Consider the following 22008-nt stretch of genomic DNA (forward strand, 5'->3'; position numbering starts at 1 on the left):
TGGCCCTTCGCCGTCCTTCCCCTCGCCGCGGCACTCGCGGTCATCACCTTCGCCGTCGGCATCTCCCAGGAGCCAACCGAGGCGTCCGACCGGGAAACCCCGCGGATCTCGACGGACGTCGAAACCGGAAACCCATACCCGTTTACGACCGAACCCGCCGATCCAGACCTTCAGATCGCCTACTCGGTCAACCTCTTCGATGTCGACGCCACCGCCTGGCGCGGCTATTACACCCAGTGGATGAGACAGGTCGGGGAAGGTCGCGGCTCCAAGGCATGGATCGTCCATGGCCTCTACCCGGCTCACCATCTCCTCTCGTTCATGGAGCAACACAGTGTGAGTCATCTCCAGTGTCCCAAGGTCACGACTTTCGATCGCGACTACGCCTCATTCATCACCCAGGGTCGGACTGAACAGGTCGATCACGTCAAGTTGACCGGCACGCTGACCCCCAACGGGATGCAGCTCGCCATCGACGTGTGCAGCCAGTTGTCTCCCCTGACCACGCGCGGCCAAGGTCGCGATCTGGACATGGACCTCAAGGCGATCCACACCGAGGTGATGACGAAGGACTTCGCGGATCGGGCCAGGGTCAGCTACCGAGGCACGACGGACATCTCCGCCGATTCGTGCGTGCTGGTCTACCTGGGAGATGTCCTTCCGGAAGCCGGCAGGGGAACACCCCCAAGCAAGCGGCTGGTCCTTCTCACGGCGGAACGGATTCCTCTCGAACCGGAGAAGCCGCGGGTTCGTCCCTGACGAACCCGATCGTCCTCAAGGTATGATAGACTATTCCAGCGATCCGGCGCCGGATACTCACGAAGTCGTGAGGGCGATCGATGCACGAGTACGACAAGAGCAGCAAGTGGCTCATCGAGCACCACGGCAACGCCCTCCTCTGGCTCGCCGGCATCCGCGACCTCATCGAATGGCGCGCCTTGCCGGCCGAGCTCGTGCAGCCCCGCTTCCATCCCGACGCGTTCCTCGAAGCCCGCCGCGCCGGCCAGGACAAGCCGAGTGCCTACATCCTCGAGATGGCCACCTACGCCGAGCCCCGAGTCGCCGACCAGGCCGTCCGCGACGCCAGCCTCGTCTATCTCGATCGCGGCATCCTCCCCGAGGTCCTCGTCGTGATCCTCAGCCGCAAGCGGCCCCGACGACCCGCCCGGGCCGCCGACCTCCGCAACGAGCAGGGCTGGACCCACCTCCATATGACCTGGCGGACGATCGAGCTCTGGAAGCTCCCCGCCGAGGAACTCCTCCAGGCCGGCGACGTCGGCGTGATCCCCTGGGTGCCGCTCTGTCACTTCGACGGCCCTCCCGCGCCGATCTTCCGCCGTTGCCGCGAGCGAATCGACCACGAGGCCCTCCCGGAGGAACACGAGAACCTCCTGGTCGTCTCGCAAATCCTCGCCGGCCTGCGATACACTGATGAGAGGCTCTTCCAACTGTTCGGGGGACGTGAAGCCCTGATCGAGTCGCCGCTCCTGGAAAAGCTCAAAGCCGAGTGGACCCGCGACGTCGCCCGCGATGCCGCCCGCGAGGCCACCCATGCGACCGCCCGCAAGTCCATCCTCGTCGTTCTCAAGGTCCGCTTCGGCCCGAAGGCCCTTGAATTGGGCAAGGATCTCGACACGATCGACGACAGCACGCGCCTGGATGCCCTCACAGAACTTGCCGCGGAGTGCACCAGCCTGAAGCAGTTTCGCTCCCATCTGCACGAGGCAACGGAAGGTCGCAAGCCCTAACTCCAAGGAAGCCGACCCCACCGTCTGCACGATCCTGGTGGAGCGCAAGCCGCCATGACAGCCGTCGCAGATTACATGGCTCTCGCACGGTCCGGCCGCCGCGACGTGGCGTTCCATGGCTTGCTCGAGCTCGAAGACGAGGCCTTGCCGGAGCTGGAAGCGGCGTTTCGCCGCGAGTCGGATACGAGCGTCCGGTCGATCCTCGTGAAGGCGATCTGGGGACACCGTCAGCCGGTCTCCATCCCCTTCCTCGCGCAGGCGATCGCCGACTCGTCGACCGAGGTCTGGCAGAGCGCCCTCGACGGCCTGGTCACACTCGCCTCGCCGCGAGCGCTGCTCGCCCTGAAGATCGCCCACGAAACCGCAACACCGAGCCGGCGCCCCTGGATCGCCGAGGCGATCGAGCAGGTATCCGCGGTGGTCGAGCAGGACGGCCTCGAAGTCGGCCGAGGGTGATTAGGGCAACCCTCATACCCCCGCCAGCTTCTCGAACTCCGCCTCATCGATGATGGCGATCCCGAGCGCCTTCGCCTTCTCGAGCTTGCTCCCGGCCTCGGTGCCGGCGAGGACGTAGCTCGTGACCTTCGAGACCGAGCCGCTCACCTTGCCGCCCAGGGTCTTGATGATCTCCTCGGCCTCGGGCCGGGACCGCTTCGGCAGTGTCCCGGTGAGGACGAACGTCTTGCCGGCGAACGGCAGCGAGCCGGCCCGCGCCAGCGGCTTGAAGGGCGTGGGGGCGACGCCGACGGCGGCGAGATCCTCGAGGAGTTGGACGTGGTCCGGGTCGTGGAAGAACTCGTGGACGCTCGCCGCGACCACGGCGCCGACTTCGGGGATGCCTTCCAGCTCCTCGAGCGTCGCCGCGCGGAGCGTCTCGAGCGTGTGATATCGCTCGGCCAGCACCTCGCCCATCCTGACGCCGACGTGGCGAATCGCCAGGCCGGAGAGGAAGCGGTCGAGCGAGCGACCCTTCGAGCCCTCGATCGCGGCGACCAGATTCTCGGCCGATTTCTTGCCCATCCTGTCGAGTTCCGACAGGGTGGGCACGTCGAGCCGATAGAGGTCGGCGAGGCTCCGCACGAGGCCCCCGTTCACGAGCTGCTCGATGAGCTTCTCGCCCAGGCCGTCGATGTCCATCGCGTCGCGGTGGGCATAATAGCGGAGCCGCCCCTTGAGCTGCTCGGTGCACTTGCTGGGGGGATTCGAGCACCGGTAATCGACCTCGTGCGGGTCGCGGACGACCGGCGCCCCGCAGTTCGGGCAATGGGTCGGGAAGACGAAGGCGACCTCGGAGCCGTCGCGGGCTTCGTGCTCCACGCGGACGACCTGAGGGATGATCTCGCCGGCCTTCTGGATCACCACCGTGTCGCCGACGCGGATGTCCTTGCGGGCGATCTCGTCGGCGTTGTGCAGGGTGGCCCGCTTCACGGTCGTGCCGGCCAGGCGGACCGGCTCGAGGTCGGCGACCGGCGTGAGCTTGCCCGTCTTGCCGACCTGGACGGTGATGTTCTTGATCTTGGTGATCGCCTGCTCGGCCTCGTACTTGAAGGCGATTGTCCACCGCGGGCTCTTGCTGCGGTAGCCGAGCCGCTCGCGCTGGGCCAGGTCGTCCACCTTGATCACCAGGCCGTCGGTCTGGAAGTCCAGCGTGTTCCGCTTCTCCTGCCAGGTCGTCGCGTGCTCGATCACGGCGTCGATCGAGTCGTAGCACCTCGTCAGCGGGCTCACGGGGATGCCCCAGGTCTTCATCCGCTGGGTGAGGGCGAAATACGAGCGATCGGTCAGCCCATTCGCCTCGCCCAGGCCGTGCGAGACGAACCGGAGCCTTCGCTGGCCGCAGATCCGCGAGTCGAGCAGCTTGAGCGAGCCGGCCGTGGAGTTCCGAGGATTCTCGAAGGGCTTCTCCCCGTCGGCCTTGCGCGTCTCGTTGAGGCGGATGAGCTCGGCGTTGGTCATGTAGACCTCGCCGCGGACCTCCAGGAGGTCGGGCGGGTCGTCAGCGAGGACCAGGGGGATCTCCCGGACCGTCTTCAGGTTGGCCGTGATGTCGTCCCCGCGCTCGCCGTCGCCGCGGGTGGCGCCCAGCACGAGCCTGCCCTTCTCATAGCGGAGAGAGCAGGCCACGCCGTCCACCTTCAGCTCGACGACGTACCGCACCGCCTCGCCCGGGTTGAGCCCGCGGCGGACGCGGGCGTCCCACTCGCGGACCTCGTCGTAGTTGTAGGTGTTGTCGATGGAGAGCATCGGCACCGCGTGGGTCACGGTGCGGAACTCGGTGAGCGGGGCGCCGCCGACGCGCTGGGTCGGGCTGTCCGGGCTGGCGAGCTCGGGATGCTCGGCCTCGAGCTCCGTCAGTCGCTCCATCATCCGATCGTATTCGCGGTCGCTGATCTCCGGCGCGGCCTCCTCATAGTAGAGCCGGTTGTGCCGGTTCAGCTCGTCGCGGAGATGCTTGATCTCGCTCTCCACCTTCCTGGACGCCATCGCCGAGCCTCCCGCCCGGGGGCTGAGTCGGGCTAGCCGCCGCGAGGCGGCTCGCCGCCCCCACGCCCCATGAACCAGTCTTCCGTCGCCATCGCCAGGACGCCGGTCGTCAGCATGACGACGAACTCCAGGCCCAGCAAGAGGGGGCCGCGCCGGTCCAGCCACCCGGCCAGCGCATGCGAGGTCGCGCCGGCCTCGACGGGGCGCTTGCCCGCCGCGTACGGCGCCACCAGGTAGCCCAGGGCCGTGACCACGAAGAGCGTGCTCACGGCCAGGAGGGCCATGAAGAATGGATTGGCGAGCACGGGATTCTTCCGCGCCTTCCCGGCCATGAACGAACCTCGAAATCGAGCCTCAGCCGCCGACGACCCACTCGCTGCCGGCCAGGGTGTAGCTCGCGAGCTCCTCGGGCTTGAACCAGAGGGCGATCTCGCGAGCGGCCGACTCCGGGCTGTCGCTGCCGTGGACCAGGTTGTTCTGCTTGCTGCTGGAGAAGTCCCCCCGGATCGTCCCCGGCGCGGCCGCCACGCCGTTGGTCGCGCCCAGGAGCGTGCGGAGCACCACGATCGCCTCGTTCCCCTCGAGCACCCCCACGACCACCGGCGCGCTCGTGATGAACCCGATCAGCCCCTCGAAGAACGGCTTGCCGAGGTGCTCGGCGTAGTGCTTCTCGGCGAGCGCGCGGTCGACCTGGATCAGCTTGAGGCCGACGACCGCGAGGCCCTTCGCCTCGATCCGGGCGAGGATCTGCCCCACCAACCTGCGGTGAACACAGTCCGGCTTGAAAATGATGAGCGTACGTTGCATGCGAGATTATCCATGTCTGGAGAGGGATTCCGCCTGGGGATCCGGGACTTCCGGCGTCCGGCGCGGATCGAGGACGGTTCTCAATCGAGTCCACAGTCTAGTCCGAAGCCGCTCCGGGTTGCAACCAAGCCCGTGCCGCGTGGAGGGACGCCTGGGTCGTCGCGGCGCGGCTCCCGCGGCGTTATCCTGGCCGGTTCATCGCGCCGGACCGGCGCGGCCCGAACCGACCCGGGAGGCCCCGACATGAACGACCTGCCGCCTTGCCCGCGCCATGCCTTCGCCTTCTCCGCCGCCGTGCTCGCGTTCGCGGCCTCGGGTGCCCTGGCCCAGGCGCCCCCCTCGCCGGCCGTCGCGGATCGCGCGGCCGAATACCAGGTTGTCGTGGAGCGGAACGTCATGATCCCCGCCCGCGACGGCACGCGACTCGCGGCCGACGTCTATCGGCCGGCTCGCGACGGGGGGCCGGCGCCCGGCCGCTTCCCCGCCCTGCTCACGCGGACGCCCTACGACAAGGGAGGCGCCGGCGGCGAGGGGAACTTCTACGCCCAGCGGGGTTACGCGGTCATCGCCAACGACACGCGAGGCCGGTACGCCAGCGAGGGCACCTGGAACGGGCTGGCGAACGATCCCGAGGACGGCCACGACGTCGTCGAGTGGATCGCGGCGCAGCCCTGGTCCGACGGCAAGGTCGGCACGTTCGGCACGAGCTACCCCGGCGGCACCCAGCACGCCCTCGCGGAAACGACCCCGCCCCACCTGACGACGATGGTCCCCGTCGACGCCCTGTCGAACTGCGGCGTCGCCGGCATGCGTCACGGCGGAGCCTTCGAGCTCCGGTTCGTGAACTGGATCTTCCAGACCGGCGCGCCCAACAGCAAGGCCGCGCTCGCCGACCCGGCACTGCGGAGGGCGCTCGTCGAGAGCGGGCAGCGGATCCGCCAGCATGCGGACGTCCTGCCGGTCCGCCCCGGCACCACGCCCCTGCGCCTGGTCCCGGAGTACGAGGGCTGGGTTGTCCGCGCCCTCCGGAGCGGGCCCGAGGACCCATTCTGGCACGCGAAGGGGATGTCGGTCGTTGATCACGTGAAGGACTATGCTGATGTCCCGGTCTTGCACTTCACCGGCTGGTACGACTCGTGGACCCGCCAGGTCGCGATGAACTTCGAGGCCCTGTCCCGGGCGAAGGCGGGCCCGCATCGCCTGATCATCGGCCCGTGGACCCACGGCGGGCAGGGCTCGAATGTGGCGGGCGAGGTCGAGTTCTCGCGCGAGGCGGCCGTCGATCTCAACCGCATCCGGCTGCGATGGTATGACCGATGGCTCCGCGGGATCCGCAACGGCGTGGACGAGGATCCGCGGGTCCTCATCTACGTCATGGGGAGCGGCGACGATCGCCGATCGACCGAGGGCCGCCTCCGCCATGGGGGCTCGTGGCGTGCCGAGCGCGAATGGCCCCTGGCGCGGACCAGCCCCACCCCCTACTACCTCCGCGCCGACGGCAGCCTCGACGCCAGGCCGCCGGCCGAGGCGCCGAGCCGGACCAGCTACACGTTCGACCCGCGGCATCCGGTCCCGACGATCGGCGGCAACATCTCGTCCAACCAGGGGCTGATGGCGGCCGGCGGCTATGACCAGCGGGCCCGGCCGGACAACCACGCCGCGACGGACCAGCTCCCGCTGTCGGAGCGACGGGACGTCCTCGTCTTCCGCTCGGCGCCGCTCGCCGAGGACACGGAGGTGACCGGGACCGTCGAGGTCAGGCTCTGGATCAGCTCCAATGCGCCCGACACCGACTTCACGGCCAAGCTGATCGACGAGATCCCGCCCAATGCCGACTACCCGCTGGGCTTCGACCTCAATCTCGGCGATTCGATCCTCCGCGCCCGCTACCGGGAAGGCCTGGACCACCAGGCCCCGCCCCTGAAGCCGGGCGCGGTCGTGCCGCTCGCGATCAGGCTCTATCCGACCTCGAATGTCTTCAAGAAGGGGCACCGGATCCGGGTCGACATCTCGAGCAGCAATTACCCGCGGTTCGACGTCAACCCGAATACCGGCGAGCCGCTCGGCGAGGATCGCCGGACGGCCCTCGCCGATAACACGATCTTCCACGACGCGGAGCACCCGTCGTCGATCGTCCTGCCGGTGATCCCGCCCCCGCGGTGACGGATGCCGGCGGGGGTCAGGCGGTCCTCATTCGGCTCAGGGGTTCACGACCTTCACCGGCACGGACGCGGCCCCGAGGATCTTCCTGTCCGAGTCGTCCTGGACGAACGCCACGACCGACAGGTCCTTGAACTCGACGGCCGGGAGCGGGTTCGGGAACGGCCGGGTCTTCGCGCTCTTGCTGAGATACTCCTCGATCTCCCGCCTCAGGTCGGCGAGATTCAGCTTGACCTTCACCTCGCCGGAGCCCGACGCGATGTCCTTGCCCTCGACGCCGCCCGGGAAGTCGCGGACGACGTGATGGTGATAGCGAAGCTTGTTGCCGCCGACGTAGCGGATAACCTCCTCCGTCAGGGCCAGCCGCAATCGCGGCTTGGACTCGTCCTTCTTCTCGCCTTCCTTCGTTTCGCCATCCTTCTTCGTCTCGGCCACCTCGGGCTTCTTCGCCAGGGTCGCCGCCGCGGCGATGTTCACCACGTCGCCGATGCGGTCCGCCGTCAGGGTGATGGTGGCGCCACGATGTCCTTCGAGCTGTTCCTCGACCACCTCGCGGAACTCGTTGAACTTCCCCTCGGAGAAGGCCATCGGGCCGCCGCCGCCGGCCTGGGAATGGCCGTTGAAGAAGGTCGAGGGCGTCCCGCGGATCGCCGAGCCGTAGTAGTCCTTCCGGGCCACGGAGTCGTCGTTCGTCAGCGGATCCGGGCCGGGGATGTGGAGGTGATACTGGAGGCCGATGAATTCCGCGGGCTTGAACGTGGAGAGGAGCGCATCGAAGGCCACGTCGGCCGCGACGCAGGGAGGGCACTGGGCTCCGGTGAAGAGCTCCATCAGGACCACGCGATCCGCCTTGCCGTCCTTGCGTCCCTTGAAGACCTGCGGCTTGAACGGCGGGACCTTGCGGTGATACTCCTCGTCGAGCTGGGCCTCCAGCTTCGCGGAACGGTCGCCGGCCTCCTTCGCGAGGTCCGCCTTCCCGGCCAGCGTCGCGGCCCGGGCGAGCAGCCCGACGACCGCGGCCCGGTCCTCCAGGCTGGCCTGGCCATCGGTCTCCCTGTCGACCTGCTGTGCCAGCTCGACGGCGATGCCCGCATAGGGCTTGTGGCCGCTGATCGCCTTGAGGGCCTTGCGCCGGACCGCCTTCGTCCAGGCACTGCCGTAGGGCTCCGCCCCCTTCTGCCAGTCGGCGATGGCCGTCTTGACCTCGTCGGCCGTCAGGCCCGCCGACTCGGCCGAGTCGAGCAGGTCGGTATAGGGGATGTGGACGGTCGGATTGCCGTCGTTCTTCTTGATGAGGTCCTTCAGCTTCTGGGCCTTGACCTTCGGTTCGGCCTCCCGTGCGGCGAGGAGATACTGCTGGACCAGCGTGCTGGCCTTCCGCTCGCCGACGGCCTCATCCTTCGTCGGCTCCAGGCGGGCCGGGTAAGGTTCGCCCCGGAGCGTCAAGGTCCCCAGGATCTTGCCGGCGCCGGCCCCGTCCCGGGCGAGCTTGCCGCTGAACCGAAGCTCCAGCCCCTGCCCCTTGAGCGTGAACGAGACCGCCTCCGCGTCGGAGCCGACCGGCTCCATGACGAGCTCCGCGGCATTTCCCAGGGCCTGCTTCTGGACGCTGACCGTCTTGCCCGAGCGTTTGCCGTCCTTGTCCTCGATCTGGATGATGGCGAGCTCGTCGTCCCCGAAGCCCAGGAAGTCGACCTTCCAGAAGCCCACGACGCCCTTCGACGGCGGCCCGTCGGCACGAGCCGCCGGCACTCGGGACAGGAAGCCGGCGAGTCCGACAAGCCAGACCATGGCGATCGTCGGGATGATCCTCGATGCACTTCTCATGGTTGTTCTTCTCAGGGATGGAGGGAGTGCGGCCGGCATGAATCGCGGATTTAGCCCGGGGCCTGCGCAGACTGCGGCGGGGCCGGCACAACGGTTCGAGTCTAGCCGGACTCGCCGCCCATTCACAACAGCCTGACCGGTCGCGGGATGCCTCGGCACCGCTCGATCAGCGGATCCGCAGGACCGGCTCTTCCAGGGTCCGGCCGTCCGGAGTCCGCGACTTCTCCGCGGCCCCGCGGCGGCGGTAGCGGCGGATGAAATCCCAGATCATGTCCGTGGCGTCGACCCGGCGATTGTCCGGACCGAGGATGCCCGGCACGATCGACCGGCCCCCCGGCCAGTTGTGGCCCTGGCCGTCGATCAGATGGGCCGCGAGCAGGGAACCGCCGCGGCCCGGGCCGTACTCGAAGTACATGCCGTTCTCGCGGCGTTCGGACACGCGCGGCTTCGGCGGACAGCCGAGTGCCCGGGCCCAGTCATCCAGGGTATCCGCCACGGGGACCGTCGTCCGCTTCCCCCAGGGCAGGACCGAGATCCCCCCACGCACCGGCACCAGGGGATCCATCATCCCGGACAGGAAGATGGTCGGCATCGGCTTCGGGACCTTCGGGTTCTTGATCCAGCAGATGCTCCCCACCGTCGCGATCGCCGCGAACCGCTCGGAGAGCTCGGTCGCCAGCCGGAACGTCATCCCCGCCCCGTTGGAATGGCCCGCGACGTAGATTCGGCTCTCGTCGATCCGGTAGTGCCTCGGCAACTCATCGAGGAGCACCCGGAAGAAGGCGACGTCGTCGATCGCCGCCCGCGGCGAGTCGGGGTCGAACTGGCCGGCGTTCCACATTCGCGGGTTGGTCAGGAAGTCCGGCCCCCGCGCGGGATCCTGAGGATAGGCGTCGGGCGCGACGGCCAGGAAGCCGTTCTCATCGGCCTTCCGGATCCACCGGGTCCGCTCCAGCATCGAGGCCCCGTCGCCGCCCGAGCCGTGCAGGACCAGGACGACCGGCATCGGCTTGCCCGGATCCTTCGCCGGGACGTGGACGACCGTGTTCCACGTCCTCCCCACAGCCTTGATCCCGAACGACTGGAGCCCCGGCCGCGTCTCACGGGCCGGCGAGGAAGCCGGCCGCTGGCCGGCCCGCGCCAGCCCCTCCAGCGCGCACGAGACCCCGGGCAGGGCCATGAGCAGGCGGCGTCTCGAGGGCATCATGCTCCGTTCGGCTCCTCTGCGATCGGGCCACCCCGCCCGGTTCGAATCGTGGTCGTTCCGGACCGTATCGTCATTCGTGGTTCGGGGCTTGAGGATATCCCAGCGGCCGCCGCCCTGTCACCTCATGATTCTGCCGAAATCAGGCCGGGATTCCCAACTCCCCCAGCGTCCTCCGCAGCCACCCCAGCGACTTCTCGATCATCGGCCCGCCGCCCCCCTCGCATTCCATGCTCAGGACGCCGTCGTAGCCGCGATCTCGGAGCAGGGCCAGCACCTGGCGGATGTTGTCGGCGTTGACGCCGTCGCCGATCGAGCAGTGGCTCATGGCGATGCCCGTATCATGCCCGCGCATGGCCCGGGCCAGCGACTCGCTCACGTCCTTCACGTGGACATGACTCACCTTGTCCTGGAATTGCCGGGCGAAGGCCACCGGGTCCAGGCCCGCGATGAAGCTGTTGCCCGTGTCCAGGTTGAGCCGCAGGAACGGGCTGTCCGCGAAGGCGAGCATCCGGGCCAGGAAATCGGGCTTCGTGGTGAAGTAGCCGTGGACCTCGATGTTCACGGTGATCTCGTACGCCTCGGCGACCTCGACGACCAGGCCGTACGACCGCTTCATGGCCTCCATGGCCTCGGCGTCCGAGAGTCCTTCGGGCCGGTGCAGGCCGTCGGTGGTGACCACCTTCGGGCAGCCCGCGTGCTTCGCCCAGGGGATCGCCTTCAGGACATACGGCACGCCGTAGAGCGGCCCGTCCTTGCCCGAGAGCGGGAACGCCGCGTCCACCTGGGAGAACGCCACGCCGCAGGTCTCCATCTTCCGCCGGAGCAGGAGCGGGTCCTCGTAGAGCGCGACGTGCGGGAAGTAGCCCAGGCCGTGGATCCAGTTCGGGCCGTCGAAGAGGCCGCACTCGATGAAGTGGACGTCATTCGCCCGGGCCCAGTCCAGGCACTTCTCGAAGCTCCAGTTCGACGAATTGAACGCATCAGTATGGAATCCGATCTTCATGGCAACCTCGCCGGAGAGAGGACGCGGCGTTCGTGCGGACGCCCGGCCGCGGATGGGGAAAGGGCCGCGGCATCCTCTTCCCGACATACCACCGCCAGGGGCGGGACGCAACGATCGACCGGGCAAGGCCCGGCCCGCGGATGCGCGGGCGACCACCCATATCTTCGCCCTGCTGCCGCCGCTATGCTCGGGGCGGCGTCGATGCCCGCGGCCTTGCACCGGCCGAGCGGACCAGGCTCAGCGCCGGGCCATCCGCGCCGACCCGAGATCCCGCCCGCCTTCCTCATCCCACCCGGAGGCCCTCCCATGCTGCGAACGGCATTCGCGGCGGTCTTCTCCGCCCTCGTCCTGTACGCCTCGACGGCCAAGGCCGACGGGCCGGCACCCGTCTCCGCCTGGTTCGCCCCCTCGGCCCTGAAGGTCCTTCGGGACGCGAAGCCCGCCGCGGGAAGCGAATCCTGGTCCCTGTCCGCCGCACGCAACGAGGCGGAAGCGTGCCAGCTCGTGCTCTCGGCCGATCATCCCGTCCCGGGCGTTCGCGTCCACGTTTCGCGATTCCGGAAAGGCGACGGGACCGAGGGGCCGGTGCCGACCCTCTTCAAGGTGGAGTACGTGCCGAACGTCGTCGGCAAGACGCCCTATCCCGACCCGCTCCCGCCGCTCGGCCCGCTCGACCTGAAGCCGGGAGAGGCTCAGCCGGTCTGGATCTCGGTCCGGGTCCCGACGAACGCCCGGCCGGGCGATTACGCCGCCGAGGCGGTCGTGGAAGCGGGCAGCGTTCGCAAGAGCCTTGCCGTCAAGCTACACGTCTGGGGTTTCGCCCTCCCGGAGACGCCCACCACGGACACGGCCTTCGGCATCGATCCCGGCTCCATCGCCCGCCAGCACGGCGTCGCGCCGGGCTCGTCCGCCGCGAAGGCCCTGTACGCCCGGTATTACGAGAGCCTCCTCGATCACCGGATCTCGGCCTACGCCATCCCCGAGGATCTCTTCTCCGAGGGGGCCGAGGCGTATCTGCGGGATCCTCGCATGACCTCCTTCCAGATCCCCTACCCAGCGGACGATCGCGAGCTCCAGGCCCTGGTCGCGCGGTTGAAGCGGCTCGGCTGCTACGGGAAGGGGTTCTTCTATCCGATCGACGAGCCCGTCAAGAAGACGGCGTACGACGAGGTGGAGCGGATCAGCCATCGTCTCCAATCCCTGGCGCCGGGATATCGCTGGGTCGTGCCCTTCTTCACCGCCCCCGACTGGAGCAAGGACGTCTCGGCGTTCCAGCTCATGGAAGGCCGCGTCAATCTCTGGTGCCCCAATTCCCACTACTTCGACACCGAGCCCCTCACCCGCCCCACGATGGCCCGCCGCCGGGCGCAGGGCGAACGCGTCTGGTGGTACGTTTGCTGCGGCCCCGGCGAGCCCTACAACAACTTCTTCGTCCAGATGAAGGCCATGTCGCACCGCGTCCTCTTCTGGCAGCAGAAGCGGGAGGGCGTGCAGGGGCTGCTCTACTGGAGCGCGAGCTACTGGGATCCGTCGTCCACCGAGGATCCCTGGACGAACATGATGACCGTGAAATCGATCAACCCGGACATCCGCGGCGACGGCTCGCTCTTCTACCCGGGCAAGAAGGTCGGCGTCGATGGCCCGGTCAGCTCGCAACGGCTCGAGGTCATCCGCGACGGGATCGACGACTTCGACTACCTCACCCTGGCGGAGAAGGCCCTCGGCAAGCCGGCCGCGGACCGCGCCATCGGCCGCATCGCCCGCACGCTCTCGGACTATGAGAGCGACCCCCGGGGGCTCGAGCGCGTCCGCATCGAGCTGGGCGAGGCGCTCGAGAAGGCGATCGGCGGTGGACACGGGACGCGTTGAGGACCGCTCTTCGAGGGGAAGGATCATGCGAACTCTCATCGCGACGATCGGACTCGTCCTGATCTTCGGCCCCGCGAGTCCCGGCCGGGGCGACGCCGTGTTCGACCTGGGCGAGGCGACGCTCACCATCCGCGATTCGGGCGCGGCCGCCCGGGTGACCTTCGCCGACGGCACGAACTGGCCGATCGGCGACGTGCCCGCCTTCCTGTTGGGGACAGGGACCGGCGACGTCCCGGCGCGGTCCGTCGCTCGCGACGGCCGGAACTTGAAGGTCACGTTCGAGGACGGCTCGACGGCCCTCTTTCGCGTGGAGGCCCGCCCCGGCCTGGCGGTCTTCCGGCTCGAGACGCTCGAATCGCGGCGGACGGTCGAGCGGTTCCGGCTCTTCCGCCTGGCGGTCCCAGCCGACGCGACCATCGGAGCCACGCTCAACGCGGCCCACGCCGGGGGACGGTCGGCGGCCGTGATGATCGCGGAGCCGAACATGATGGTCTCTCAGGACGCCGCCCCGGCGCGGGACGGACGACCGATCCGGGGCCTCGAGGTCGCCACGGCCCGGCGGTTCGGCATCACGCCGGCTGCATTCGGCGTGGTCGCCGTGCCGACCGCGGAATTCCTGGATGCCGTCCGGAGGTTCGAGGAGGCCGCGGGCCTCCCGAGCCCGCACGTCGACGGCGTCTGGAACAAGGTCTCGCCGGGCATCCGGCGATCATATCTCTTTCTCACGGACTTCCGCGAATCCCAGTTCGACCGGGGGCTTGCCCTGGCGAAGCGCGGGGGCTTCGACCGCATCCTCCTGGGCCAGGAATCGTGGTCCCTCGGAACGGGTCACTACACCATCAATCGTGAGCGGTTCCCCGACGGCCTGGACGGACTGAAGCGGACGATCGCGCGGTTCCGCGCCGAGGGCTTCAAGGTCGGACTCCACTTCCTGTCGTCTTCGATCTATCCCCCCGACCCGTACATCACGCCCGTGCCCGACAAGCGGCTCGTGCTGGGGGCGCGGACGACGCTCGCCGCGGACATCGACGAGAAGGCCGGCTTCATCCCCTCGCTGACGGCCCCGTCAGGATTCCCGGCGAAGGACGGCGGCTATGAGGGCAACGGCACCGTGCTCCGGATCGACGACGAGATCATCGCCTATGAGTCCCTCGCCACCGCGGCGCCGTTCGGCTTCGTCAACTGCCGGCGCGGGGCACTCGGGACGAGGGCCGTCCCGCACGCCGCCGGTGCGACGGTCGCCAACCTGAGGCGGGCGTACGGCTATCACATGTATGACCTCGACACATCGCTTTGTACCGAGGTCGCGACGAACTTCGCCAGGGTGGCCGACGCGTGCGGCGTCGAGATGGTCTACTTCGACGGCTCGGAATCGCTCCAGGGCGAACACTGGTATTACAACGCGATCGAGCACAAGGCTTTCTTCGACGCCCTCCGGAACAAGAACATCCTCCTCCAGGCCAGCAGCTACAGCCCCTACTCCTGGCACATCCAGGGCCGCACGGCCTCGGCCGACGGCCACGGCGACCTGAAGGGCTACCTGGACGAGCGGTCTCCGGGCTTCGACCCGGCGGGTCGCGAATGGATGCCGCTGGATATCGGCTGGTACTACGGCTACGACCCGAACGCCACGCTGGACCAGTACGAGTACATCCTCGGCGCGACGATCGGCTACGACTCGTCGTTGTCCTACCAGGTCTCGGTCGCGGCGGCGTCCGACCATCCGTTCACGCAGCCGGTACTGGACCTGATCGCCCGCTACGAACGATTGCGCCTCTCCGGCCGCGTGCCCGCGGCGATGAAGGAGCGGCTCCGGATCCCTCCGGCCCTCCGCGGGCGGAAGCCCGACGCGAGCCGCGACGACCTCCTGACGGAGCGGCACGAATACCGCCTGGTCGGCGAGGAGGGGCACGAGGCCTTCCAGCGGATCACCTACGGCGCGTGGCATGAGATTGCGACTTCCTCCGAGGCCGAAAAGACGTGGACGGTGAAGGTCGCCGAGGGCCCGGCTCGGCTGGGCGCCTGGATCCACGTCAAGCCGGGACCATGGCTCAAGGCCGGCCCGTCCTACACGGCCGCCGATGCGCTCCTGATCGAGGGCTTCGACGACGTCTCCCCCTACGTGGCCAGGAGCACCTCGCCCGATGTCGCCCAGCAGTTCGAGGTCCGCGAGGACGACGCCCGCGAAGGGCGTCGCTATGCGGTCCTCGCCGCGACCAGCACCCGGTCCATGCCCGATGGATGGACTTACGCCTCGCGGACGTTCGAGAAGCCGCTCGACCTGTCCTGGCACCGGGGCCTGGGGCTCTGGCTCCGCGGCGACGGTCGCGGCGGCCTGTTCAAGCTCCAGCTCCGCGACGGCTCGGACCGTGCCATGGACCACTACGTGCCCAACGATTTCCACGGCTGGCGCTATCAGCAACTGGGCAGGCCCGCGACGGACGCGATCGACTACCACGCGGTGAAGTCCCTCTCGTTCTACTACAACGGCCTCCCCGCCGGGGCCGCGGTGTCCTGCGGGGTCGACGGCGTGAAGGCCCTGCGATCCCTGGATCGCCAGGTCCTCACCGATCCCTGGGTCGAGATCGGCGGCCGTCGGCTGACATGGCGCGGAGAGGTCGAGGCCGGGCAATACCTCGCGATGACGCCTGGCGAGCCGATCACCCGGTACGGCCTGCCGCTGGCCGGCCCGGAGCGATCGGCGGCGATCACGCCGGATTTCTTCGTCCCGGCGGGCGAGTACACCGTTCGCGTCGGCTCGCAGGACGGGGCACGTCAGCCCGTTCGGGTGGGGGTCGTTTACACGACATCGGAGCGTCACGAGGTGCCGTGAGCCGGCGGGGCACGTGCCCCTATTTTCGGGTCTCGGCCAGCATGTCCTCGTCGTGCTCGCCGAAGACCATGGGCCTCATCCACTCGCCGTAGGTCGGATTGGGGAGCATGATATAGAGGCTGCCGAAGAAGTTCCGCCGCGCATCCACCTTGTCCTTCCGCTCGCGGATCAGACCGGTGGCCTTCTGCGGCGAGTCCTTCGGGGTGATGGGGGAGGAGAACGCGAAGGTCTCGTCGAAGTCGCGGAGGTTGTCCCCCACGATCACGAGGATGTCGAAGCGGTCGGCGATCCACTTCCTCCGCGAGGTCTTGTCGTCGGGGTTGGGCTCGCCGTCGGCCCTGAGCCGGAGGTGATCGTCGTCCGCGGCGGGGATGCCGAAGTCCTGGAGCGACTGCTTGACGGTCGCGCGGTGCTCCTCCTTCGTGTTGCCGACGTAGAAGACCTCCACGCCGGCCGCTCGCGCGGCCTGGATGAAATCGACCGCGCCGGGCACCGTGACGAGCCGCCCCTTGACGCTGTTCTGCCAGGTCCGCCAGAGGCGGATGTCGAACGTCAGGCCGCTCCGGACGAGCATGGCCTGGAATCCGGAGTTGTCGAAGACCGTCTCGTCCAGGTCCAGCACCACGGCCGGTGGCTTCCCTCCCGGCGCCCGGTCGCGGATCCTCTCGGCGAGGACGGCCTTCGCCAGGTTGTACGCCTGGTAGCAGCAGGCCCGGTACTCGGCAGAGGTCTGCACGAAGAGGTTCGCGTCCAGGCCGCGATAGATCGGCTTCGTGGCGAAATAGGTCTCCATCGCCCGCGGGACCTCGACCGAGGGCGGCCCGGGCGCCTGGGCCGATAGCCTCGGCGTGGAGGCGATGACGATCCCGATCAGGACGCCCGCGAGGAGGAACGCGACGCTCGACTTCGATCCCGGCATCACATCGCTGCCTTTCCGATCCACGATCGCAGGGGAAGGACGCACCCGCCTCGTTCGGGACTCCACGGATCAATCCGTCCCCAGGAATCGCCCGCCGTCGACGCGGAAGCACGCCCCGGTGACGAAGCTCGTCCCGGAGAGGAGGTAGAGGATAAGCCGATTGACGTCCCCGGGCGTCCCGCAGCGGCGAAGGGGCGTCGCGGCGACGACCTCGGCGCGGTCGGCCTCCGAAAGGTCCGGCGGCGGGTCGATCATCGCCGGCTGGATCATCGCCACCGCGATGTGCGGGGCCAGTTCCTTCGCCAGGGCCAGCGTCATCGTGGTCAGGGCGCCTTTGGCCACGAGGTAGGGGAGATAATGCCTGTAAGGCCGCTCGCTCGCCCAGTCGCCGAGGCTGATGATCCGGCCGCTTATCCCATCATCGCCCGATTGCGTAAGCATCCGTCGCGCGGCGGCGACGGAGGTGTGATAGGGAGCGGCGAGGTTGGCCGCGATCATCGCGTCGAAGTCGGCCGGGACGAGCGCGTCGAACGGAGTCCGTCGATAGACGCTCGCCATGTTGACCAGGGCGTCGAGCCGGCCGAATCGGCCGACGACCGCGTCCACGGCGGCCTCGGCCTCCTCGGCACTCGAGAGGTCCGCGGCGACGGCCAGGCCCGACGAGCCGCGCTCCTCGACGTCGCGGATCGTCCGCTCGATGGCCGCGCGGCTGGTGTGATAGGTCATCGCCACGAGGGCGCCGGCGTCGGCGAGGTCCCGCGCCAGCTCGGAGCCGACGCGGCGCCCGCCGGTGATCAGGACGACCTTGCCTCGCAGAGCGTGCGGCCCCGTCATGCCGTGCGGCCCTCCGCGGTCGTGACGAGTGGTCCGTCAACACTCAGAATTCGGGTTTCAGGACAGACAGGAATGTCGGTCCCCCGGTTTTAAAGCCAGGTGGGTTGGAGATTTCGGAGGACAGGCATTCCTGCCTGTCCTGCTGTCAGCCCGAAAATCAAGCTGTGACAAAGCACTAGATCCCCTTCCACGGGATGTCCTCGACGCCCGCGCGATGGTTGACGACCCGGGCCATGACGAAGAGGAGGTCGCTGAGCCGGTTCAGGTAGACGAGGACCGAGGCGGAGACCGAGCCCCCCGGCTGTCGCGAGAGGCTGACGGCGGATCGCTCGGCGCGGCGGCAGACGGTGCGGGCGAGGTGCAGGCCGGCGGCGGCCTTCGTCCCGCCCGGCAGGATGAAGAACCGCATCGGCGCGAGCTCGGCGTCGATCGCGTCGATGGCCTTTTCGAGCTCGCCGACGTGCTCGTCGCCGATCGCGTCGTAGAACTTCCCGGCCGGATCCGGGTCGGCCATGGCCGAGCCCAGGACGAAGAGCTCGTTCTGGATCCGGGCCGCCAGCGCCTCGGTCGCCGGGTCGAGGCCCTCCGCACGGACCTGGCCCAGGACGGAGTTCAGCTCGTCGACCGTGCCGTAGGCCTCCAGACGCAGGTCATCCTTGAACACGCGGCCCTTGCCGAGGAGTCCCGTCATCCCCTGGTCGCCGGTCTTCGTGTAGATCTTCAAGGTCCCGCTCGCTCCCCTTCGTGCCCCATGGGCGGCTTGGCGGCCGATATCTCAGCCCCTATACTAGGCTCATCGATCCTCCCGGGGAAGGTGCCCGGGCCCGGCATGGGCCTCGGCCCTCGCCGCGGAAATCACCTCCTACGCCCGCGCCCCGCCCCCATGGAGCCCGCCTCATGCCCGCGTCCCTGCTCTCCTCGGCCCTCGTCACGATCGCCGCGCTCGCGGCCCAGGCGCCCTCGGGCCGGCCGCCCTCGGCCGAGGAGGTGGCGAAGCTCGAGTCGAAGCACCTCACCAATATCCGCCAGGTCACCTTCGGCTTCTTCCGCGCGGGGGAGGGCTACTTCCGGCCGGACGGCAAGGGCATCATCTTCCAGGCCGTGCCGGCGCTCCCGGAATCGGTCTTCCTGGCCCCGGCGGAGAACCAGTACGAATACCAGATCTACGCCGCCGAGCTCTCGCCCGGCGCGAAGCCGCTGCTCGTGAGCACAGGCAAGGGGGCCTGCACCTGCTCCTTCTACCATCCCGACGGCAAGACCATCCTGTTCGGCTCGACCCACCTGAATCCCAGCCCGTCCCGCCCCCAGACGGCCTACTCCCGCTCCGGGAGCCGCTACCGCTGGAGCTTCCCCGAAGGGATGGACATCTTCCGGGCCGATGCCGACGGCAAGAACCTGACGCGGCTCACCACGGCCGACGGCTACGACGCCGAGGGGAGCTACTCAGCCGACGGCAAGCAAATCATCTTCACCTCGTTCCGCGACGGAGATGCCGACATCTACATCATGGATGCCGACGGCAAGAACGTGCGGCCCGTGGTGAAGTCGAAGGGTTACGACGGCGGCCCGTTCTTCTCGCCCGACGGCAGGCGCATCATCTACCGGAGCGACCGCAAGGGGAACGACCTGCTCCAGGTCTACGTGAATAACACCGAGGGCACCGCCGAGAAGGCCCTCACCAACAACGATGCCGTGAACTGGGGCCCGTTCTGGCACCCGGACAGCACCCACATCGTCTACTCGACGAGCCGCCACGGCCACTCGAATTACGAGCTCTACCTCATGAACGTGGACACCGGCGCCGAGGAGCGGCTCACCTACCACGACGGCTTCGACGGGCTCCCCGTCATCAGCCCCGACGGCAAGCAACTGATGTGGACCTCGAACGCCCGCGGCACCGATCGCAACAGCCAGCTCTTCCTCGCCGACTTCCAGCTCACGCCCGCGCCGGTGACGGCGGCGGCGGCGAAGTGATCGCGCACGACCGAACGAGCATTCCTCCCCCCCGACAGGATTCCGCCATGAGCCCGAAAGATGTCCTCCGCACCTCGATCAAGGGCAGCGACCGGATCATCACCTCCTACCTGAGCGACCTCTCCGACGCCGACCTCCTGGTCCGCGCCGTGCCCGGCATGAATCACATCGCCTGGCAGATGGGACACCTCATCGTGTCCGGCAACCGGATGATGAACATGATCGAGGAGGGTTCCGCGCCGGCGCTCCCGGAGGGCTTTGCAGCGGCCCATAACAAGGAAGCGGCGGCCTCGGATGATCCGTCGCAATTCACCTCCAGGGCGACCTACGTCGAGCTCTGGGAGGCCGGCCAGAAAGCCGCTCTCGCCCTCCTGGAACGAACCCCGGAGGCACGTCTCGACGAGGCGGATCCGAAGTTCCCCGCATTCGCCCCGACCGTAGGGGCCCTGTTCGGCGCCCTGTCCTACCACCCGATGATGCACGCCGGCCAGTTCGTGGCCGTCCGGCGGAAGGAGGGGAAGCCGGTGCTGATGTGAGCACGACACGGCGACCTGCGCCCCCACCCGGGCTCGGCAGTGGCCTCGCCCTGGCGCGATGAAAAGTTGGCCTGGACGACCCTGGCGTCTTGTCCAGGATTTGTTGCGCGGGAACGAGGCCCGTCGGCAAGCCTCGGCCTGAGCCTGGCTCGGCAGGAGCCTCGCCCTCCCGGGCTGGGAGCGGCTCTCCTCCGGAAGGGAGGGCGAGGCTCCTGCCGAGCCAGGCGCCGGCTGGCGATCGCGCCGGGGCCTGGTTCCCAACGGCATCGCGGGCCGCGTCAGGCGCAACAGAAACCGTCACGTCCAGGTCCCGGCTCTGGGGCAGTCAATACCTACCTTTCATCGCGCCAGGCCGAGGCTCCTGCCGAGCCCCGCGCGAACAGTGGCTTCACGAAGTTCCCTGCGTCATTTCGCGGCCGCGGCGGCACTCGCCCCCTTTGCGACGCCCTTCTCCCGGGCCGGACCGATGTCGGCGTGGTTACTCACCGGCATCGATCTCGCCAGCTCCGCCTTCCGCGAGGCGTAGGCCGGATCGGCGGCCAGGTTCGTCCATTCGTACGGATCGGACGTCTCGTCGTACAGCTCCTCGTCGCCGTTCTCGTAGCGGATGTAACGCCAACCCTCCGAGCGGACGGCGTGGTTCTTGTGACGATACGTCGTGAGCGCGGGACGGTCCCACGGGGTGCCCGGGTCCTTCAGGAGCGGCACGAGGCTCGTCCCCTCGACGTGCGACGGGACGGGCAGGCCGCACAGGGTCGTGAGCGTCGGATAGATGCTCATAAAATCCACCGTGCGGTCGCAGACCGATCCCGCGCGGGTCACTCCCGGGACGACCCAGATCAGCGGGGCGCGGGTGGCCTCCTCCCAGAGGGCGAACTTCCGCCAGTGCTGCTTCTCCCCGAGATGCCAGCCGTGGTCCCCCCAGAAGACCACGATGGTGTTCTTGCCGTAGGCGGAGCGGTCGAGGCCGTCGAGCAGGCGGCCGATCATCGCGTCGCAGTAGGAGATGGCGGCCAGATACCCCTGCACGGCTTCCTTCCAGCGGCCCGAATCGAGCATCGCCTTGTGGTCCCCCTCCGGCCTGGCCATCTTCACGCCGGCCGGGGGCACGTCCGCGAGGTCGTCGCCGCGGTGCGGCGGGAGCTGGATCGAATCCAGCGGATGCCGGTCGTAGTACTTCTTCGGCACGTTCCAGGGCATGTGCGGCTTGTGCAGGCCGATCGCCAGGAAGAAGGGCCTGTCGTGCGCCTTGCCGAGCTCATCGAGCCCGTATTGCACGATCTTCCACTCGCGCAGGTCCTCGTCCTTGCAGTCGAGCGGGGCGAACTTGATCCCGCCGACCCCGGTGTCGCCGGTCGGCAGCGGGTCCTTCCCGGGGTTCGCCAGGTAGTCGTCCCACTCCGATCGTCGCGCGTAGGCCTCGTGGTAGATCTTGCCCGCGCCCGCCACGTGATACCCGGCCTTGCGGAAGGCCGTGGGTAACGTCAGGTCCGCCGGGATGGCCGTCCGCCAGTCGTTGTTGTTGTCGTAGACGCCGGTCGTGGACGGCCGCATCCCCGACAACACCGCCGCCCGCGACGGATTGCAGACCGGCGCCGCACAGTAGCTCCTCGTGAATCGGACGCCGCGAGCCGCCAGCCGGTCGATGTTCGGCGTGATCGTCTGCGCATTCCGGCCAAGATAGCCGACCCAGTGATTCAGGTCGTCCACGGCGATGAACAGCACGTTCGGCCGGTCGTCCCCCCGGGACTCCCCGGCCACTCCGCACGACAGAGACACCATCAGGAGCATCCACCGCGTCTTCATC

General features: G+C 68.6%; 18 protein-coding genes. 8 read left to right on the forward strand and 10 right to left on the reverse strand.

What is annotated here, in order from left to right; all coding sequences use genetic code 11:
* The 3 genes from G6O54_RS28200 to G6O54_RS28210 form a co-directional block, all read left to right on the forward strand.
* A partial coding sequence (locus tag G6O54_RS28200; protein WP_165231023.1) for a hypothetical protein occupies positions 1 to 759 on the forward strand: 759 nt, incomplete at its 5' end.
* 80 nt (positions 760 to 839) lie between these two features.
* Positions 840 to 1748 (forward strand): hypothetical protein, encoded by a 909-nt coding sequence (locus G6O54_RS28205; RefSeq protein ID WP_165231026.1) that lies wholly within the window; start codon positions 840 to 842, stop codon positions 1746 to 1748.
* Between the two features lie 54 nt (positions 1749 to 1802).
* The gene (locus G6O54_RS28210; RefSeq protein ID WP_165231029.1) at positions 1803 to 2204 is read left to right on the forward strand and encodes a HEAT repeat domain-containing protein; all 402 of its coding nucleotides are present in this window, start codon (positions 1803 to 1805) and stop codon (positions 2202 to 2204) included.
* A gap of 12 nt (positions 2205 to 2216) precedes the next feature.
* Here the strand turns inward: G6O54_RS28210 and ligA are convergent, their stop codons facing one another.
* The 3 genes from ligA to ndk are packed head-to-tail and all read right to left on the reverse strand — an operon-like array spanning position 2217 to position 5039.
* Positions 2217 to 4232, reverse strand: a complete 2016-nt coding sequence (gene ligA, locus G6O54_RS28215) for an NAD-dependent DNA ligase LigA (RefSeq protein WP_165231032.1) — start codon at positions 4230 to 4232, stop codon at positions 2217 to 2219.
* Between the two features lie 32 nt (positions 4233 to 4264).
* Positions 4265 to 4564: a hypothetical protein gene (locus tag G6O54_RS28220; protein WP_165231035.1), complete on the reverse strand. Its 300-nt coding sequence runs from the start codon at positions 4562 to 4564 to the stop codon at positions 4265 to 4267.
* Positions 4565 to 4586: 22 nt separating this feature from the next.
* Positions 4587 to 5039: a nucleoside-diphosphate kinase gene (gene ndk, locus G6O54_RS28225; RefSeq protein ID WP_165231038.1), complete on the reverse strand. Its 453-nt coding sequence runs from the start codon at positions 5037 to 5039 to the stop codon at positions 4587 to 4589.
* A 243-nt stretch (positions 5040 to 5282) separates the two neighbouring features.
* Between ndk and G6O54_RS28230 the strand changes: the two genes are divergently transcribed.
* Positions 5283 to 7202: a CocE/NonD family hydrolase gene (locus tag G6O54_RS28230; RefSeq protein WP_165231041.1), complete on the forward strand. Its 1920-nt coding sequence runs from the start codon at positions 5283 to 5285 to the stop codon at positions 7200 to 7202.
* Between the two features lie 36 nt (positions 7203 to 7238).
* Here the strand turns inward: G6O54_RS28230 and G6O54_RS28235 are convergent, their stop codons facing one another.
* The 3 genes from G6O54_RS28235 to G6O54_RS28245 all read right to left on the reverse strand — a co-directional run bounded on the left by G6O54_RS28235 (position 7239) and on the right by G6O54_RS28245 (position 11236).
* Positions 7239 to 9026 (reverse strand): hypothetical protein, encoded by a 1788-nt coding sequence (locus G6O54_RS28235; protein WP_165231044.1) that lies wholly within the window; start codon positions 9024 to 9026, stop codon positions 7239 to 7241.
* Positions 9027 to 9192: 166 nt separating this feature from the next.
* Complete coding sequence (locus tag G6O54_RS28240; RefSeq protein WP_165231046.1) at positions 9193 to 10233, reverse strand: CE1 family esterase; 1041 nt, start codon at positions 10231 to 10233, stop codon at positions 9193 to 9195.
* Between the two features lie 139 nt (positions 10234 to 10372).
* Positions 10373 to 11236: a sugar phosphate isomerase/epimerase family protein gene (locus G6O54_RS28245; protein ID WP_165231048.1), complete on the reverse strand. Its 864-nt coding sequence runs from the start codon at positions 11234 to 11236 to the stop codon at positions 10373 to 10375.
* Between the two features lie 306 nt (positions 11237 to 11542).
* Here G6O54_RS28245 and G6O54_RS28250 point away from each other — a divergent pair, with 306 nt between their 5' ends.
* Both G6O54_RS28250 and G6O54_RS28255 read left to right on the forward strand, forming a co-directional pair.
* Positions 11543 to 13105 carry a DUF4091 domain-containing protein gene (locus tag G6O54_RS28250; protein ID WP_165231051.1) on the forward strand — a complete coding sequence of 521 codons (1563 nt, stop codon included), beginning with the start codon at positions 11543 to 11545 and terminating at the stop codon, positions 13103 to 13105.
* Positions 13106 to 13130: 25 nt separating this feature from the next.
* A complete protein-coding gene (locus G6O54_RS28255) occupies positions 13131 to 15938 on the forward strand; it encodes a hypothetical protein (RefSeq protein ID WP_165231054.1) in 2808 nt (935 codons plus the stop codon).
* 19 nt (positions 15939 to 15957) lie between these two features.
* Here the strand turns inward: G6O54_RS28255 and G6O54_RS28260 are convergent, their stop codons facing one another.
* The 3 genes from G6O54_RS28260 to G6O54_RS28270 all read right to left on the reverse strand — a co-directional run bounded on the left by G6O54_RS28260 (position 15958) and on the right by G6O54_RS28270 (position 18415).
* Positions 15958 to 16857 (reverse strand): HAD family acid phosphatase, encoded by a 900-nt coding sequence (locus G6O54_RS28260; RefSeq protein WP_165231056.1) that lies wholly within the window; start codon positions 16855 to 16857, stop codon positions 15958 to 15960.
* Between the two features lie 69 nt (positions 16858 to 16926).
* On the reverse strand, positions 16927 to 17691 hold the full coding sequence (locus tag G6O54_RS28265; protein WP_165231059.1) for an SDR family NAD(P)-dependent oxidoreductase: 765 nt from the start codon (positions 17689 to 17691) through the stop codon (positions 16927 to 16929).
* 175 nt (positions 17692 to 17866) lie between these two features.
* Positions 17867 to 18415: a cob(I)yrinic acid a,c-diamide adenosyltransferase gene (locus tag G6O54_RS28270; protein WP_165231063.1), complete on the reverse strand. Its 549-nt coding sequence runs from the start codon at positions 18413 to 18415 to the stop codon at positions 17867 to 17869.
* Between the two features lie 173 nt (positions 18416 to 18588).
* Here G6O54_RS28270 and G6O54_RS28275 point away from each other — a divergent pair, with 173 nt between their 5' ends.
* Both G6O54_RS28275 and G6O54_RS28280 read left to right on the forward strand, forming a co-directional pair.
* Entirely contained in the window at positions 18589 to 19665 is a 1077-nt protein-coding gene (locus G6O54_RS28275; protein ID WP_165231066.1) for a TolB family protein, read from the forward strand.
* A gap of 47 nt (positions 19666 to 19712) precedes the next feature.
* Entirely contained in the window at positions 19713 to 20201 is a 489-nt protein-coding gene (locus tag G6O54_RS28280) for a DinB family protein (protein ID WP_165231069.1), read from the forward strand.
* Positions 20202 to 20606: 405 nt separating this feature from the next.
* Here G6O54_RS28280 and G6O54_RS28285 read toward each other — a convergent pair whose 3' ends face one another.
* Positions 20607 to 21992, reverse strand: a complete 1386-nt coding sequence (locus G6O54_RS28285; protein ID WP_439650288.1) for a sulfatase — start codon at positions 21990 to 21992, stop codon at positions 20607 to 20609.
* Between the last annotated feature and the right edge of the window lie 16 nt (positions 21993 to 22008).

The sequence above is a fragment of the Aquisphaera insulae genome, from assembly GCF_011064615.1.
Lineage (GTDB): Bacteria > Planctomycetota > Planctomycetia > Isosphaerales > Isosphaeraceae > Aquisphaera > Aquisphaera insulae.

Coding starts and splice junctions, on each gene's coding strand:
- G6O54_RS28205 (WP_165231026.1), top strand. CDS start 840: ATGCACGAGTACGACAAGAGCAGCAAGTGGCTCATCGAGCACCACGGC.
- G6O54_RS28210 (WP_165231029.1), top strand. CDS start 1,803: ATGACAGCCGTCGCAGATTACATGGCTCTCGCACGGTCCGGCCGCCGC.
- ligA (WP_165231032.1), bottom strand. CDS start 4,232: ATGGCGTCCAGGAAGGTGGAGAGCGAGATCAAGCATCTCCGCGACGAG.
- G6O54_RS28220 (WP_165231035.1), bottom strand. CDS start 4,564: ATGGCCGGGAAGGCGCGGAAGAATCCCGTGCTCGCCAATCCATTCTTC.
- ndk (WP_165231038.1), bottom strand. CDS start 5,039: ATGCAACGTACGCTCATCATTTTCAAGCCGGACTGTGTTCACCGCAGG.
- G6O54_RS28230 (WP_165231041.1), top strand. CDS start 5,283: ATGAACGACCTGCCGCCTTGCCCGCGCCATGCCTTCGCCTTCTCCGCC.
- G6O54_RS28235 (WP_165231044.1), bottom strand. CDS start 9,026: ATGAGAAGTGCATCGAGGATCATCCCGACGATCGCCATGGTCTGGCTT.
- G6O54_RS28240 (WP_165231046.1), bottom strand. CDS start 10,233: ATGATGCCCTCGAGACGCCGCCTGCTCATGGCCCTGCCCGGGGTCTCG.
- G6O54_RS28245 (WP_165231048.1), bottom strand. CDS start 11,236: ATGAAGATCGGATTCCATACTGATGCGTTCAATTCGTCGAACTGGAGC.
- G6O54_RS28250 (WP_165231051.1), top strand. CDS start 11,543: ATGCTGCGAACGGCATTCGCGGCGGTCTTCTCCGCCCTCGTCCTGTAC.
- G6O54_RS28255 (WP_165231054.1), top strand. CDS start 13,131: ATGCGAACTCTCATCGCGACGATCGGACTCGTCCTGATCTTCGGCCCC.
- G6O54_RS28260 (WP_165231056.1), bottom strand. CDS start 16,857: ATGCCGGGATCGAAGTCGAGCGTCGCGTTCCTCCTCGCGGGCGTCCTG.
- G6O54_RS28265 (WP_165231059.1), bottom strand. CDS start 17,691: ATGACGGGGCCGCACGCTCTGCGAGGCAAGGTCGTCCTGATCACCGGC.
- G6O54_RS28275 (WP_165231066.1), top strand. CDS start 18,589: ATGCCCGCGTCCCTGCTCTCCTCGGCCCTCGTCACGATCGCCGCGCTC.
- G6O54_RS28280 (WP_165231069.1), top strand. CDS start 19,713: ATGAGCCCGAAAGATGTCCTCCGCACCTCGATCAAGGGCAGCGACCGG.
- G6O54_RS28285 (WP_439650288.1), bottom strand. CDS start 21,992: ATGCTCCTGATGGTGTCTCTGTCGTGCGGAGTGGCCGGGGAGTCCCGG.